At 40.2% G+C, this 13965-nt stretch carries 13 protein-coding genes and 1 riboswitch; of the genes, 8 read left to right on the plus strand and 5 right to left on the minus strand.

Annotated elements, in window-relative coordinates; all coding sequences use genetic code 11:
• Positions 1–11: 11 nt before the first annotated feature.
• Positions 12–1265: an MFS transporter gene (locus tag B7E05_RS02135; RefSeq protein ID WP_342745020.1), complete on the plus strand. Its 1254-nt coding sequence runs from the start codon at positions 12–14 to the stop codon at positions 1263–1265.
• A 47-nt stretch (positions 1266–1312) separates the two neighbouring features.
• Here B7E05_RS02135 and B7E05_RS02140 read toward each other — a convergent pair whose 3' ends face one another.
• Complete coding sequence (locus B7E05_RS02140) at positions 1313–1972, minus strand: TerC family protein (RefSeq protein ID WP_080872132.1); 660 nt, start codon at positions 1970–1972, stop codon at positions 1313–1315.
• A gap of 422 nt (positions 1973–2394) precedes the next feature.
• Here B7E05_RS02140 and B7E05_RS02145 point away from each other — a divergent pair, with 422 nt between their 5' ends.
• Complete coding sequence (locus B7E05_RS02145) at positions 2395–3642, plus strand: ISL3 family transposase (protein WP_080872134.1); 1248 nt, start codon at positions 2395–2397, stop codon at positions 3640–3642.
• A gap of 86 nt (positions 3643–3728) precedes the next feature.
• Here the strand turns inward: B7E05_RS02145 and B7E05_RS02150 are convergent, their stop codons facing one another.
• From B7E05_RS02150 to B7E05_RS02160, 3 genes are all read right to left on the minus strand, one after another.
• The gene (locus B7E05_RS02150) at positions 3729–4025 is read right to left on the minus strand and encodes a DUF2653 family protein (protein ID WP_080872136.1); all 297 of its coding nucleotides are present in this window, start codon (positions 4023–4025) and stop codon (positions 3729–3731) included.
• 212 nt (positions 4026–4237) lie between these two features.
• Entirely contained in the window at positions 4238–5272 is a 1035-nt protein-coding gene (locus B7E05_RS02155; protein WP_080872138.1) for a S66 family peptidase, read from the minus strand.
• A 42-nt stretch (positions 5273–5314) separates the two neighbouring features.
• The gene (locus B7E05_RS02160; RefSeq protein ID WP_080872141.1) at positions 5315–6250 is read right to left on the minus strand and encodes a hypothetical protein; all 936 of its coding nucleotides are present in this window, start codon (positions 6248–6250) and stop codon (positions 5315–5317) included.
• Positions 6251–6460: 210 nt separating this feature from the next.
• A riboswitch (TPP riboswitch) is annotated at positions 6461–6564 on the plus strand.
• 82 nt (positions 6565–6646) lie between these two features.
• Between B7E05_RS02160 and B7E05_RS02165 the strand changes: the two genes are divergently transcribed.
• The 3 genes from B7E05_RS02165 (at position 6647) to B7E05_RS02175 (ending at position 9607) form a co-directional block, all read left to right on the plus strand.
• Positions 6647–7915: an acetylornithine deacetylase gene (locus tag B7E05_RS02165; protein ID WP_080872144.1), complete on the plus strand. Its 1269-nt coding sequence runs from the start codon at positions 6647–6649 to the stop codon at positions 7913–7915.
• 39 nt (positions 7916–7954) lie between these two features.
• The gene (gene tenA, locus B7E05_RS02170; RefSeq protein WP_080872147.1) at positions 7955–8623 is read left to right on the plus strand and encodes a thiaminase II; all 669 of its coding nucleotides are present in this window, start codon (positions 7955–7957) and stop codon (positions 8621–8623) included.
• A 396-nt stretch (positions 8624–9019) separates the two neighbouring features.
• Positions 9020–9607, plus strand: a complete 588-nt coding sequence (locus B7E05_RS02175; protein ID WP_080872149.1) for a YpjP family protein — start codon at positions 9020–9022, stop codon at positions 9605–9607.
• A gap of 77 nt (positions 9608–9684) precedes the next feature.
• Here the strand turns inward: B7E05_RS02175 and B7E05_RS02180 are convergent, their stop codons facing one another.
• Positions 9685–10395, minus strand: coding sequence for an NAD-dependent protein deacylase (locus B7E05_RS02180; protein ID WP_080872151.1), 711 nt, complete (start codon positions 10393–10395; stop codon positions 9685–9687).
• A gap of 159 nt (positions 10396–10554) precedes the next feature.
• Between B7E05_RS02180 and htpG the strand changes: the two genes are divergently transcribed.
• From htpG to B7E05_RS02195, 3 genes are all read left to right on the plus strand, one after another.
• Positions 10555–12432 carry a molecular chaperone HtpG gene (gene htpG / locus B7E05_RS02185; RefSeq protein WP_080872153.1) on the plus strand — a complete coding sequence of 626 codons (1878 nt, stop codon included), beginning with the start codon at positions 10555–10557 and terminating at the stop codon, positions 12430–12432.
• A 437-nt stretch (positions 12433–12869) separates the two neighbouring features.
• Positions 12870–13484, plus strand: coding sequence for a TetR/AcrR family transcriptional regulator (locus tag B7E05_RS02190; protein ID WP_080872155.1), 615 nt, complete (start codon positions 12870–12872; stop codon positions 13482–13484).
• A gap of 39 nt (positions 13485–13523) precedes the next feature.
• Positions 13524–13934 (plus strand): Spx/MgsR family RNA polymerase-binding regulatory protein, encoded by a 411-nt coding sequence (locus B7E05_RS02195; RefSeq protein WP_080872156.1) that lies wholly within the window; start codon positions 13524–13526, stop codon positions 13932–13934.
• Positions 13935–13965 lie beyond the last annotated feature (31 nt).

Genomic DNA, 13965 nt, shown 5'->3' on the forward strand with positions numbered 1-13965 from the left:
AAAGCTTTTACATTTTACATGGCTTTGTTTCATTCTATAGAAGACAGGAGGAGAATGGTATGGAATCTCAGCCGTTATCAAAAAATCGTACGTTTGTGCTGTTGTTTATTGCTGGTATTTTTGGCGTTGTCAGTTTCAGTATGTTTTTAACGACAACGACCTGGTTTGTGATCAGTGACAATGGATCGGCGAGTGCGTTAGGGCTTGTGTTAATTGCTGCGACGGTTCCGCGGATTGCGATGATGATTTTCGGAGGCGTGGTAGCGGATCGTTATAAAAAGACTTCGATTATGTTTATAACTAATTTTGTGCAGGCTATTCTCCTGCTTCTGTTATTCATATTGGTTCAAAACGATGGACTATCAACTGTGCTGCTTTTAGTCATTGCTGCCGGGTTTGGCATGCTGGATGCTTTCTTTGGGCCGGCAAGTACGTCGATGATTCCTAAAATCGTGGCGAAAAGCCAGCTGCAGCGTGCCAATGCCTTATTTCAAGGAGTGGATCAAGTTTCCTTCGTAGCAGGCCCGATTGTTGCTGGCGTGCTGATGGAGTCGATTGGTGTCAGCGGAAGTTATTTTATAGCGATGGTTTTAGCGCTTCTCTCAGCGGTAATTATTTATCCGCGTTTTATCCGTGAGGGGCCAGTTGCATTGCAGGAGAAACAAAAACCCGTACAGGAAATCAAGCAGGGCCTTGCGTATATTCGCAGTTCCCGTTTTCTGATGACTGGGTTAGTGGTGTTAATTACACTGAACTTTTTTGTGTTTGGAACGTTGCATATTGCGATTCCATTTCTGGTGGAAAGTTACGGAGGGTCGCCGCTTAATCTGAGTTATATGGAGGCCAGCCTCGGTCTTGGTCTAGTAGCCGGTACAGGTGTGCTGAGTACCGTGTTAATCAACAAGAAGGGGAGAACTTCTTTATTTGGATTATCCGGAGCACTAATCGCTTACGTTGTTTTTGCGCTGGTGCCTCATTTAACGATGTTGACCATCGTTGTCTTCTTTATCGGGTTCTCTATGTCATTTGTATTTATCCCGTTCTTCACGGCTGCGCAAGAACAGGCAGCGGATTTTATGATGGGAAGGGTGATGAGCATCATCTTTCTGGCGATGAATGGATTCGATCCTATTTCCTATGCACTTGTTTCCGGATTATCCGCTGCAAACATCCCGATTCAAACTATTTTGTTAAGCTTTGCAGCAATTGGTTTGATTATTACAGCAGTCTTGTTCAGGAAAGCCAAAACGTATCAAAGTATGTAGACCACAAAACCTCTTATGCGGCATTAAACGTCACATAAGAGGTTTTTTTATACGGTCATTTCTGATTGGTGCCTGCGCCATTTCCCAATAAAAAGAATCGCAAGGGTAAGGATATTAAGAAAAATCAGCTGCCCATATTTCAGTGAAGCAATCAGTTGTTGAATAAATGCTTCTTCTAACAGCATTTTCCCGGCTGTCCAGGCAAGCAACCCTGCCCCGATATAAATAATAATGGGAAACCGTTCGATCAATTTTAGAATTAATTCGCTGGCGGTTAAGATAATCGGGATGCTTAAAATAATCCCGGCGATGATTAATAATAAGTCACTATCAGCGATGGCAGCGATAGCCAGCACATTGTCCAGACTCATAATGACATCTGCAAAAATAATAATCGTAATTGCTTCCCGTAAAGAATTGCCGCTTTTCATCTGGCTGTGGTCTTGCTTGTCTACTAATAATTTATAAGCTACATATAACAGAAGACATCCGCCGATAAACTGAATAAAGGGCAATTGCAGTAAATAAATCATAATAAACACAAAGAGAATCCGAAGCCCAATGGCGCCAAATGTTCCCCAGCGAATAGCTCGTCCCTGAAGATGATCTGGAAGATTTCGGCTTGCCATCGCAATCACAATGGCGTTATCTCCACTTAATAAAATATTGATAAGGAGAATCTGTCCGACTGTTTGTATAAGCTCCAAGCTATCTCTCCTTTCTCCATCAAGTCATTGGTTCAGTATATGAGCTTGTACTGGAAATCAGAACAGGAGAGAAGAAATAATGGGGAGCAGACAGAAAGGAGTCATTTATCTATTAAAAAATCCCTTGTATCTGTTTGAATAAGAAACAAGGGATTTTACTATATGTATATACACTTGGAAGTCTGTCTCACGGAAACTTAGAAGTAGAGCGAATCAATACGAAAAAATAAAAATAAGTACATGATGAAATGAGAACTTATCCTATTCGATTTTAAACTTTTCCATCATTTAAAAAGGTTCTACACCAAAATCTATGGGTGACACATCAGGTTAAATGTGGTAATAGTTCCAAATACATGAAAAAACACCCGTAACCCTGCTATAGTGAAAGTACCAACAACCAAAATAGCGAGGTGTTACCGGTGCAATTTCACTATATCAATAAATTGATTCAACTTCCAGAAATAAACGTGAAAAATATATTATTTGATGACAAAACAGGTATGGTTTACCTGTCTGTTGAGCCGATACAGCACGTCCAACCGTGTCCTTATTGCGGCAGTCATGATGTTCATCGGGATGGGGTATTATATCACCGTCATGTCCGCCACTTACCATTGGCAGAATGGCAGACCATCCTTTGGGTTCCAGCAGTGAATATGGAATGCCAGCAATGCAGCGCGCATTTCGTTTGGCAATATGATTTTGTTCCGCCGAAAAAACGGTATACAAGAGCCTTTCAACATCAGTTGATGAAACAAGGACAGGGTGTAACGGTACAATCCATGTCTACTTCTCAATGCGTTCCCTATTCCACAGCAGAAAGATATTTTAAAAAAGGACTTCAAGCAGAACGGATGTATACCCAAGCGACCTGCATTCAAGATGCGATCCAGCGTGGACAGTTGGTGCTTGGCATCGATGATTTTGCCGTCCGAAAAGGACATACCTATAATACAGGCATGCATGATTTAAAAGGCGGCAACATGCTGGATATCATTTCCGGGCGGAAACAGGAAGACTTACAAACGTTTCGAAAAACATCTTCCTATATACATTTATTAAATCCTATCGCTGTGGTGATGGATTTAAGTTACACCTATCACAAGTTTGTCAAAGAAACCTTCCCGCAAGCGATTCGAATTGCCGATCGATTTCATGTTAATCGCTATGTGACCGATGCAATGCATGCCGTGCGAAAAGAGGTACAAAGAAAACTTTCTACGCAAGCAAGAAAACAGTTGAAGCGCCATCACCAGCTGCTGGAAACACGTTATGATACGTTGTCCAAAAAAAATCAGACGACGGTTCGGACCCTTTTAAACTATGATAGCCAATTAAAAGCCGTCTATAAATGGAAAGAAGCTTTTATTGACTGGTATGATTTGAGTTTAAATGCAGAGCAGGCCAAACAAATGCTGGAACAGTGGTATCGACAAGGTCATCATATCAAGCATAAAGCAGTTGAATCCTGTCTCCGAACGATTAAAAACTGGGAAACAGAAGTGATTAACTATCACCGGATGCGCTTTACAAACGCTGTTGTAGAAGGACGTCATAATAAGATAAAAGCGATACAGCGCCGGCATTTTTTCACACGTAATCGGGATGTATACGAGAACCGTATTTTAGTTGAATGTAATTGGGCTTACATGCAAGATGCTATTTAATCGTCAACCATAGATTTTGGTGATGAGCCTTTAAAAATTATGTAAATAAATCGAAATGAAAAATAAGAACAAAATGTTGTGAGAAACTAACTTTCATAACGAAGGCGTGCATAAATACCGTTTCGCCTATCTAAATCCAGTTTTAAACCTGCATAAGGATCAGCATGGAGATTGTTTTTAATCCATTCTCTTAATGCAGTAATAATGTGCTTGGTAATCAATTCCTGTTTTCCGGATGGCGTTATGATTTCTGCTGAAACGCCGGAATAATCGTCATAAAATAATTCTACTTGAACATTATCCGGGTCTATATTTTGTTTTTCAGCAATGTATATACATATAGCAAGCACAATATCCTCTTCAGGAATAATAAGTTTTTGCATGCCCCAAATTCCTCCTGCATATAGTTGAAAGGCTTATTTTTTCAGCCTCTAGTAATGATGCCGATTCCATTCTATTTTACTATAAACTCCCTATAAGTATGAAGTAAGAAGTGCTTATTTAGGATGTTTCGCATACATATTATATCACTGTCTGTACTTAATGCACGAATGAGAGGTATTTAAATATTTATATCAAGTAAAAACAGCTGTACTTAGTCCGTAACAGCTGCTTCTATAATGGAAAAGGATGCGTGATGACAATTGACTTGAGCCAGCCTGCCATAAGGAATAGGTGTTTTGGGTTCCGTATGTCCAAAAGAAACACCATATAGTACAGGAAGATTTGTCAGCCCGTTTTCTGCTAAAACGGATAATATCACTTCTTTATACGCTTCATCATGCACCTCTCCATAAGGCTTGGCAAAAATCATTCCATTTGCTTGCTGGAGTATCCCTTGGGCTGCATAATTTCTGAGCCATCTGTTTATTAATTCAGGGTCTGACTTTTCTTCCGATGTTTCCAAAAAGAGAATGCTGTTCTCCCATGCTTCCGGCTGCGGCCAGATGATGGTTCCTTTCGCAAACTCAAGCACTTCGATACAGCCGCCAATAAGGCGTCCTTTTGCGATGCCGTTTCCTTGCAGGAGCTCATAGCCTTTGTTAGGAAGCATTTTCCTGGTAATGTTTTGATTAGAAATGTCCCATTCGAGAAATTCACTTGTCCATTTTTCCGGTGCGGAAATGTCACCGACTGCCTCCGCTTCAAAAAGCATATTGTGAATGGCTTTCACTGTATAATCATCCATCGCCACATTTTCTGCAAAATCGGTCATGATTGCCGGTCCGTAAAAGGAGGATAGGCCTGCATGCAGGCAGAATAAATGAGCAATCGTCGTATCAGAAAATCCCATAAAAATCTTTGGGTTTTGTTGGATAATCTCAAAATCGATATAAGGAAGCAGACGAATACTGTCATCACCGCCAATATTAGAGATAATTGCTTTGATTTCAGGGTCTCTGAATGCAGCCATTAAATCTTCTGCTCGTGCCTCGGGATGTTCATCTATATAAGTTTGTCCTTTTAAGCTGTTGGGCATTGGAACAACTTCCAGCCCGAAGACGGTTTTTAAGCGTTCCGCACCTTGCTGGTAACGCCACTGTAAGGAAGGTTCACCTGCTCCGCCCCAGGAGAGGCTGACAGTTGCTACTTTATCACCTGGGGACAACTTCGATGGCTTTATAAGCATAGGGAATACTCCTCTCTGTAAATGGTATATCTTATGTATTCGCTATTTATTGGAGAAATCCTTTTTCTTATAAAAAGAGCCTGTTTTCTTCTTTCTTCGCATTAAAAAAGCAGCATAAATTAAAAAAACTGTAATGATGAGGGTGCAGCTGTAAATAATAAAGCTGGATCCGATAAAATCCCCGAATTTCGTCCCTGCTATGTGCGCTTTATAAGGTTGTCCCTCAGGATAACGGACAGGAATGGAAAAGTGATTTTGAGAATATATACGAGAAGAGACTTCTTTAGAAATAAAAATTTCTTCATCCCCATCTTCTGTATAAAAAGATAAATGTAAATAATACGAATCTCGACTAAAGCGTCCGGTATTACGTTCGTGTGCTGTGTCGGAAATAAAGGCTTCCACTTCGATTTGGTCCCCACTATAGGATTGAACCACACTAATGATAGACTTTCCCATAAATACATATGTCATTATAAACACCAGGCATAAGATTCCTGACACAATAAATATAAAAAATGTAGCACCCTTTTCTCTCCATTTTTTAAAGAAAGGGATATGACTAATATTATAAACAAGAAAACCTGAAGGATAGATACTAAAGACGATGATAACAATAAGATGCTCTGTTATTTGTGATTTCTGATCCTCGTCTGTTATACCAGAATCATTCTTCGTGATCGTTTCTCCGGCATCCAACTGTTCAAATTCCTGTTTAGTTAATAAAGAAATTTCTTGATCAGATGAATGACGAGTGAGCTGAAGGAGTGCGTCGTCTTCTAAAACAGCATAATATTTCAAGCTGCCAAATAAATCACTGGATACGGTTTTACCGACAGTGGTCACTTCTTTTTCTTCCCCGTTTTTCCCCTGTAATAAAGGATATAGAAGCTTTGATTCATCTGCTATCACCGTGATACAGATGATTAAAATAAAAATCCCAATTGCATAAGCACCTAATTTTTTAAATCGTTCCATGGCTCACTTCCTTATCTGCAACTATTTCAAAATTTATTATAACATTTTTAGGGAGTTAAACTGCTGGAAAACATGTGATATAGGCATACTTTCCCTGTAGATAGATTGAAATTCTTGCAATAATTAGGATGATTCCAATAATATAATTTAAACTATGCTTTACGCTTACAAATCCGTATGGTAATCTAAAATGGATAAATACATACGCAATGGATCCACTAGGGGTGCTTACTAAGCTGAGAGAGGCATATTGTCTTGACCCTTACCAACCTGATCTAGTTCGTACTAGCGGAGGGAAGTGGGCGGAATATGCCTATAGGCAAATGAATCAAACTTTTCTGCCGCTTTCTATATCAGGAGGCGGTTTTTTTGCGTGCTGAAAAGGAGGTTTTTTGAATGGACAGGGTCATTCAGGAGGTTCGAAATCGAGAAGATGAGTTAATAGCGCTTGTCAGCGATTTAATTCGCTTTGAAACACCAGCCCCGCCTGCACGAAATACAGAGGATATCCAAGCTTATATTGCGAATTACCTGGAGGAAATGCATTTTGAAACAGATCAATGGAATGTGTACCCTGATGATCCGAATGTCGTCGGCTGTTTGCGTGGGACTGCTTCTGATACATATAACAGCCTGATTCTTAATGGGCATGTGGATGTCGCTTCTATAGAGGAAGGTGAAAACTGGAAGCATGGGCCATTTCAGCCAACAGTGGAAGGACGTACGTTATATGGACGGGGAACAGCAGATATGAAAGGCGGTCTGGCAGCATGTTTATTTGCGATGCGTCTGTTGTATGACCATCAGATTCAGCTTGGCGGAGACGTTATTCTGCAGTCCGTCATTGGGGAAGAAGTCGGAGAAGCAGGGACGAAGCAATGCGGAGAACGCGGGTATACAGCAGATTATGCTATTGTTGCAGATACAAGCCATTGTGAAATACACGGGCAAGGAGGCGTTATTACCGGCTGGATTACGGTGAAAAGCCCGACCACGCACCATGATGGGACACGCCGTCAGCTCATTCATGCAGGCGGCGGGATGAAAGGGGCCAGTGCCATTGAAAAGATGAATAAGCTGATTACGGCTTTGCAGGAGCTGGAGCGTCATTGGGCAGTGACCAAATCCTATCCAGGCTTCCCGCCAGGAACCAATACGATCAACCCGGCAGTGATTGAGGGCGGAAGACATGCTGCTTTTATTGCTGATGAATGCCGCTTATGGATTACTGTTCATTACTATCCCGATGAGACGGCTGAACAGGTTGCTGAAGAAATTGAGTCCCATTTACGAAAGACGGCTGAAGCGGATGTCTGGATGCGGGATAACCTGCCAACATTTGAATGGGGCGGCGAATCGATGATCGTGGACCGAGGTGAAATTTTCCCGTCTTTCTCCGTAGATGAAGAGCACGCTGCTTTTGCCATGTTACAGGAGAGTCATAGCAAAGCTTTTGGCAAGGAAGCGAAAGTCCGAATGTCTGAAACAGTAACAGACGGCGGCTGGCTGGCAGCGTACGGGATTCCGACAGCCTGCTATGGACCGGGTGAATTGAAGCATGCCCATGCCGTAGATGAGCAGGTAAATATCGACGAGTTAGTAGATTATACAGTGTCCCTGCTGCAATTTATTTTGAAATGGTGTCAAACAGAAAAACAGGAATAAGGCATTTATAAAAATGATAGAAAAGGGAGTGCATAGAGCATGAAATTTACAGAACGTATTCGCAAGGCAGCAGATTCGATTTGGGAGAAAAGTCACCAGCATCCATTTGTACAAGGAATTGGTAATGGAACACTTGATATAGAGGCATTTAAATTCTACATGTGTCAGGATTACAAGTATTTGATAGAGTACTCCAAAGTAATTGCGATGGGAACGGTGCTTGCGAAGGACTTAGATACGATGTCCGGCTTTGCCAAATCACTAGATGAAACCCTGAATTTTGAAATGGATCTTCATCGCCAATATGCCGAGCGTCTCGGCATTTCCAGAGAGGAACTAGAATCTACGGTTCCGGGACCTGTAACGCTTGCTTACAGCAGTAATATGCTTGCAGAGGCACAAAAAGGCTCTTTAGCAGCATTGGTTGCAGCGATTCTGCCATGTGCCTGGAGTTATTATGAAATTGGTCTGGAGCTGGCAAAAAAACCGGGTGCGTTGGAGCATGAACAGTATGGGGAATGGGTGAAAATGTACAGTTCAGATGAATTTGGCTCCATCGGCAAATGGCTGATGGAAAAGTTAGATGAGCTTGCGGAAGGCTGTACAGAAACAGAGCTGAATCATTTAGAAGCTATTTTTCTGAATACCAGCCGCTATGAGTATATGTTTTGGGATATGGCATATAATCGCGAAGGCTGGCCAGTTTAAGCCAATCTCATAGGGCGTTTAAGGTAATTGCATTATTGGAAACAGTATGAGAAAGTAAAGGTGTATTTTCTATTGTCACGAAGTCGGAATAATGATGAAAGTTGGCGATACAGATGAACAATACAAAAAATGAATCTCGTATGTTAGCTAGAAGGATGGTAATCGGAATCGGTATGGCCATTTTGCTTAGCGGTATATTGACTAAACTTTTATTTTAAAATGAAAAATGTACGCTTTACCATCTTTGTTTGAAAAAGAAGATACATGTATCCTGCCACCTTCTTTTGTAAGCGATGTTATTTAGTTGAACAAAATTCAAAAAAGTAAAAAAGTTGGATAGACAATACACCGATTCATGGTAAAATAAAGAAAAAGTACGGAAGTCGGGTGAGACAGATGAAGCTTTGGTGGAGAAGAATAGCAGTTGTATTTATAACGATTCTGACGTTAGGAATCTACTCGCCCACTAATCTGCTGGAAGTGGATGCAGATAAACGGAGCGACAACAGTGTATCTTCTTCATCAGATATCGATACAGCATCTGTCATTAAAGAGGCCACCCAATCCTATATTGTCGAGGACGCAAGAGCATCCTATCTGAAGCATCTTCAAAAAGAAGCAAAGGTATTGAGCCTCGAGAAATTTGGACCAAAAATCACTGATAAGGTAGAGGATGAATTTGCTGCTGCTATTTTGCCGCAAATGGAAACCATGCTGGTTGACCTCGTTGAACATTCGGAAGCGTATAACGACATAGCTATTACAGAGAAACCTTCCAAAGGCTATGGAGAGCGCATGTTTAATGTTTCCAATAATCGTTCGGGTGAGACCTTGGTAAAGTTTCATGTCCGCCGTGAAAATAGACCATTAGAAGGGCATTATTTTCATTTTCATTACCACCTGAGCGAAGATGGTTTCCAAAAACATCATCCTATCGGAGATATTTACTGGGATAGAAATACACCGCCAAAATGGATGACATAAGAATGGAAACGTATCAGTACATGTAAAAAGGAAAGGCAGGGGGGCATATCATTTAGCGCTCCCTTGCCTTTCCTTTTTTATAGCAATGTATCAGTTTCTTCTAAGAATGTTCCAATTTTCCGGTCAAAAACAACTAAATCTGCATAATCATCTAAAGGTGTTTTCTCCTGGTTCACAATGACAAGTTTGGCACCATGTTGTTTTGCGATTTCCGGAAATTGATTGGCAGGTGTGACGGATAGCGAGGATCCTAATACGATAAATAAATCAGCTTTCTTTGCATGTTCAAAAGCAGATGAAAAGGCATCCTCGGGGAGCATTTCCCCAAATAATACAATAGAAGGTCTGAGTACGCCTCCGCAAGAACAATGATAATCTTCATTTATATAAGCAGAGCTATCATAGACTTTTCCGCAGCTCTGGCAATGCAACTTTTGCAGGGTTCCATGAAGTTCATGAACGTGTTTACTTCCTGCATCTTGATGAAAGCCATCGACATTTTGTGTAATGATTGCCTGGACAAGCCCCTTATTCTCCCAATCGGCAAGAATATGATGACCTTGATGCGGACTAACTTCTGTAACACCAAGAACCCGCTCACGGTAAAATTCGATAAAATCTTCTACGTGATGATTTAACGCATCCACACTGGCGATTCTGCTTGGATCTTTCTTTCGCCAAAGTCCCCGGTTGGTAGAGCGGAAATCAGGCAGTCCGCTTTCTGTAGACATTCCTGCACCAGTGAAAACAACAGTGTGATTGGAATCTTTTAACCATTCATGAAGCATCGAGACCCCTCCTCTTCTATATATTTTCTATTATACAGATTGTTGCGGTGATATGCGACTAATATTGACAGGTAAAATAGAATATGGTATTCATGTAATAGAGGTTTAGCACTCTATGATTGAGAGTGCTAAAAACAGAAAAAAAGGAGAGAGCAGATAATGGCAAAGCATGAGTTTAAAGCAGAATCACAGAAATTATTAGATATGGTTATCCATTCCATCTATTCCCAGCGGGAGATTTTCTTGCGTGAATTAATCTCCAACGCCAGTGATGCCATTGACAAAATTTATTATAAAGCATTAACAGATGATTCTTTAACATTCGACCAAAATAATTACTATATTAAACTGACTCCTAATAAAGAAAATCGTACATTAACTGTAGTGGACACAGGCATCGGGATGACAAAAGAAGAATTGGAAGACAACCTCGGCGTGATTGCAAAAAGCGGTTCCCATACCTTTAAATCAGAAAATGAAATTAAAGACGGGTATGATATTATCGGCCAATTTGGTGTCGGTTTTTATGCGGCATTTATGGTTGCAGACAAAGTCACCGTACTTACCAAATCCATTGATAGCGAAGAAGGGTATAAATGGGTTTCCCAAGGATCAGACGGCTATACGATTACACCAATTGACCGCGAACAGGTTGGAACAGAAATTATTCTGGAATTAAAGGAAAACCAGGAAGAGGAAAACTACGACGAATTTTTAGAAGCGTCTACATTAAAACAGATCGTCAAGAAATACTCTGACTTTATCCGCTATCCGATTAAAATGGATGTTACGGAAAGCAAGCTGAAAGAAGGAACAGAAGACGAATATGAAGATGTGATTGAAGAACAGACGTTGAATACAATGGTTCCTATCTGGAAGAAGAATAAAAGTGAGCTGACGGATGAAGATTACACCAACTTCTATCAGGAAAAACGGTACGGATTTGATCAGCCGTTGCGTCATATCCATATTAACGTTGACGGAGCAGTCCGTTACAATGCAATTCTGTATATTCCGGAGCAGCCGCCATTTAACTACTATTCCAGAGAATTTGAAAAAGGATTGGAACTCTATTCCAATGGCGTATTAATTATGGAAAAATGTGCTGATTTACTGCCGGACTACTTCAGCTTTGTGAAGGGGATAGTAGATTCAGAGGATCTATCTTTAAATATTTCCAGGGAAATGTTGCAGCATGACCGTCAACTGAAAATTATTGCGAAAAATATCCATAAGAAAATCAAACAGCAGCTGCTCAGTATGCTCCGTGATGAGCGTGACAAGTATGAAACCTTCTTTAAAGCATTTGGCCAGCAAATTAAATTTGGTGTTTACAGTGACTTTGGCCAGCATAAAGAGGACCTGCAGGATCTGCTGCTATTCTATTCTTCTACAGAGAAGAAGCTGGTAACGCTAGAGGAATATGTGTCACGGATGCCGGAAGATCAAAAATATATTTATTATGCTTCTGGAGATTCCAACGAGCGTATTGCAAAGCTGCCGCAAACGGAAATTGTTGCAGATAAAGGCTATGAAATTCTTTATTTCACAGATGAAGTGGATGAATTTGCGATTAAAATGCTGATGCAATATCAGGATAAAGAATTCCGTTCTGTGTCCAGCGGCGACCTTGGTATTGAAGAGGAAGAAAAAGAGGAAGAGAAGGAAGAAACAGAAAGCCATCAAGCGTTATTACAAGCAATGAAAGAAGTACTTGGTGACAAAGTGAAGGATGTACGAGTTTCGAAACGACTGAAATCCTATCCGGTTGTGCTTTCTGCAGATGGTGAAATTTCCTTGGAGATGGAGAAAATTATTAATGCAATGCCGGATAATCAGCAGATCCAGGCTGACAAAGTATTGGAAATCAATGTCGATCATAATATTTTTAAAGCATTGGAAGAAGCGCAAGGAAATGATCAGGATAAATTGGAACTATATACCAACTTGCTTTACAACCAGGCGTTATTAATTGAAGGGCTGCCGATTGAGGACCCAGTAGCGTTTACGAAAGACATGAGTAAGATTATGGTTTGATGAAAGAAACATCGTGTGGGAGGCGGTTCTCTTACACGATGTTTTTCTTACACATCTCTACTTTATCTCTCCACCTTATATCCGCTTCATTAAGGTGATATCCATACTGTTTGTAAACAACAGATTTTATGTCAAACCTGGAAGCAGCAGAAATCATTTTAGAAATGTTCACATTTTCAGGTTATGAAATGACAGGAACGGGGAATAAAATGGTTAAGTCGGAAAATAAATAAAACAGTACTCTTTTATTGAAAAAGCTGTTTATTTAAGAAGGAAAAGGAAACACTAAAGCAATAGGCTGTTTGCCATAGAACCGTCACATTTCATAAAAAAAGTGACACGATGTCATGAAAAATATTGACTGGTGACACTGTGTCATATACTATATAACTATAGACATGACGATGTGTCACATTTGGTTTTGGAGGAGCAAGTATATGCCTACATCAACATTTTTTAATTTAAATGACTCTAAACGGGCGACATTATTGCAGGCAGTTGAAAAAGAATTTGCAAGAGCTCCGTTATCGCAAGCCTCCATTGCGAATATTGTTAAACTTGCAGGTGTTTCAAGAGGAAGTTTTTACCAGTATTTTGATGGCAAAGAAGATGCTTTTTATTATTTATTAAAGCTTCATACAGATAAACGCCGCGCTTTTTTTTTGAACCAGTTGCAGGAAACAGGTGGCGATTTGATGGCCTCTATGGATAAAATTTTCCGGCTGACACTGACAGAGCTGTCTAAAGAAAAGCAACTGCAGTTTTTAAAGAACGCCATATTGAACGTCACACATGAAATTGAGGATTCATTTACAGAATTGTTTTTAGGAAAGCACAATGAAGTAGATGCCATGAATCAAGTGAAAGATTTGGTTGATTTTAATAAATTGAATATTGATAGTAAACAGGAGTTTTTCCATGTTATGCAAATTTTAACCTCTGTTACATTTCGAAACATTGTTGATCAGCTGACCAGGGATCTTTCCTGTGAGGAAGCTGTAGAAAACTTTCGTATCGAAATGAACCTGTTAAGTAAAGGTTTAAGAAAATGATTTGAAGAAAGAAACTAAATAATAAATGGGGTATGATTAATGACAGTCACGATTTATGGTGCAGCATGTTCATCAACAAGGAAAGCAAAACAATGGTTTACGAAAAATGGAATTGAATATACAGAACGAAATGTCATCAGAGAACCGCTGACAGTAACGGAATTGCAAAATATTCTTCGCATGACAGTCGAAGGGACAGATGAAATCATTTCAACACGTTCTAAGATTTATAAGGATTTAGATCTTGATATTGAAGCATTGCCGCTGCAGGAACTGTTGGAAATCATCCAGGAATATCCGCGTCTTTTGCGCAGCCCGATTATGGTGGATGCCAAACGTTTGCAGGTAGGTTATCATGAAGAGGATATCCGTCAATTTTTACCGCGTCAAACGAGAGAAAATCAATGGCTGCAATGGAGAAAAAACCATCTGCGTGTTGCAGAAAGCTAATCGATAAATACGTGAAGAACGATTCATTAAC

Origin of the sequence: Oceanobacillus timonensis (assembly GCF_900166635.1) — a bacterium.
Taxonomy (GTDB): domain Bacteria; phylum Bacillota; class Bacilli; order Bacillales; family Amphibacillaceae; genus Oceanobacillus; species Oceanobacillus timonensis.

Coding starts and splice junctions, on each gene's coding strand:
- B7E05_RS02180 (WP_080872151.1), bottom strand. CDS start 10,395: ATGCTTCATGAATGGTTAAAAGATTCCAATCACACTGTTGTTTTCACT.
- B7E05_RS02150 (WP_080872136.1), bottom strand. CDS start 4,025: ATGCAAAAACTTATTATTCCTGAAGAGGATATTGTGCTTGCTATATGT.
- htpG (WP_080872153.1), top strand. CDS start 10,555: ATGGCAAAGCATGAGTTTAAAGCAGAATCACAGAAATTATTAGATATG.
- tenA (WP_080872147.1), top strand. CDS start 7,955: ATGAAATTTACAGAACGTATTCGCAAGGCAGCAGATTCGATTTGGGAG.
- B7E05_RS02155 (WP_080872138.1), bottom strand. CDS start 5,272: ATGCTTATAAAGCCATCGAAGTTGTCCCCAGGTGATAAAGTAGCAACT.
- B7E05_RS02195 (WP_080872156.1), top strand. CDS start 13,524: ATGACAGTCACGATTTATGGTGCAGCATGTTCATCAACAAGGAAAGCA.
- B7E05_RS02165 (WP_080872144.1), top strand. CDS start 6,647: ATGGACAGGGTCATTCAGGAGGTTCGAAATCGAGAAGATGAGTTAATA.
- B7E05_RS02190 (WP_080872155.1), top strand. CDS start 12,870: ATGCCTACATCAACATTTTTTAATTTAAATGACTCTAAACGGGCGACA.
- B7E05_RS02160 (WP_080872141.1), bottom strand. CDS start 6,250: ATGGAACGATTTAAAAAATTAGGTGCTTATGCAATTGGGATTTTTATT.
- B7E05_RS02175 (WP_080872149.1), top strand. CDS start 9,020: ATGAAGCTTTGGTGGAGAAGAATAGCAGTTGTATTTATAACGATTCTG.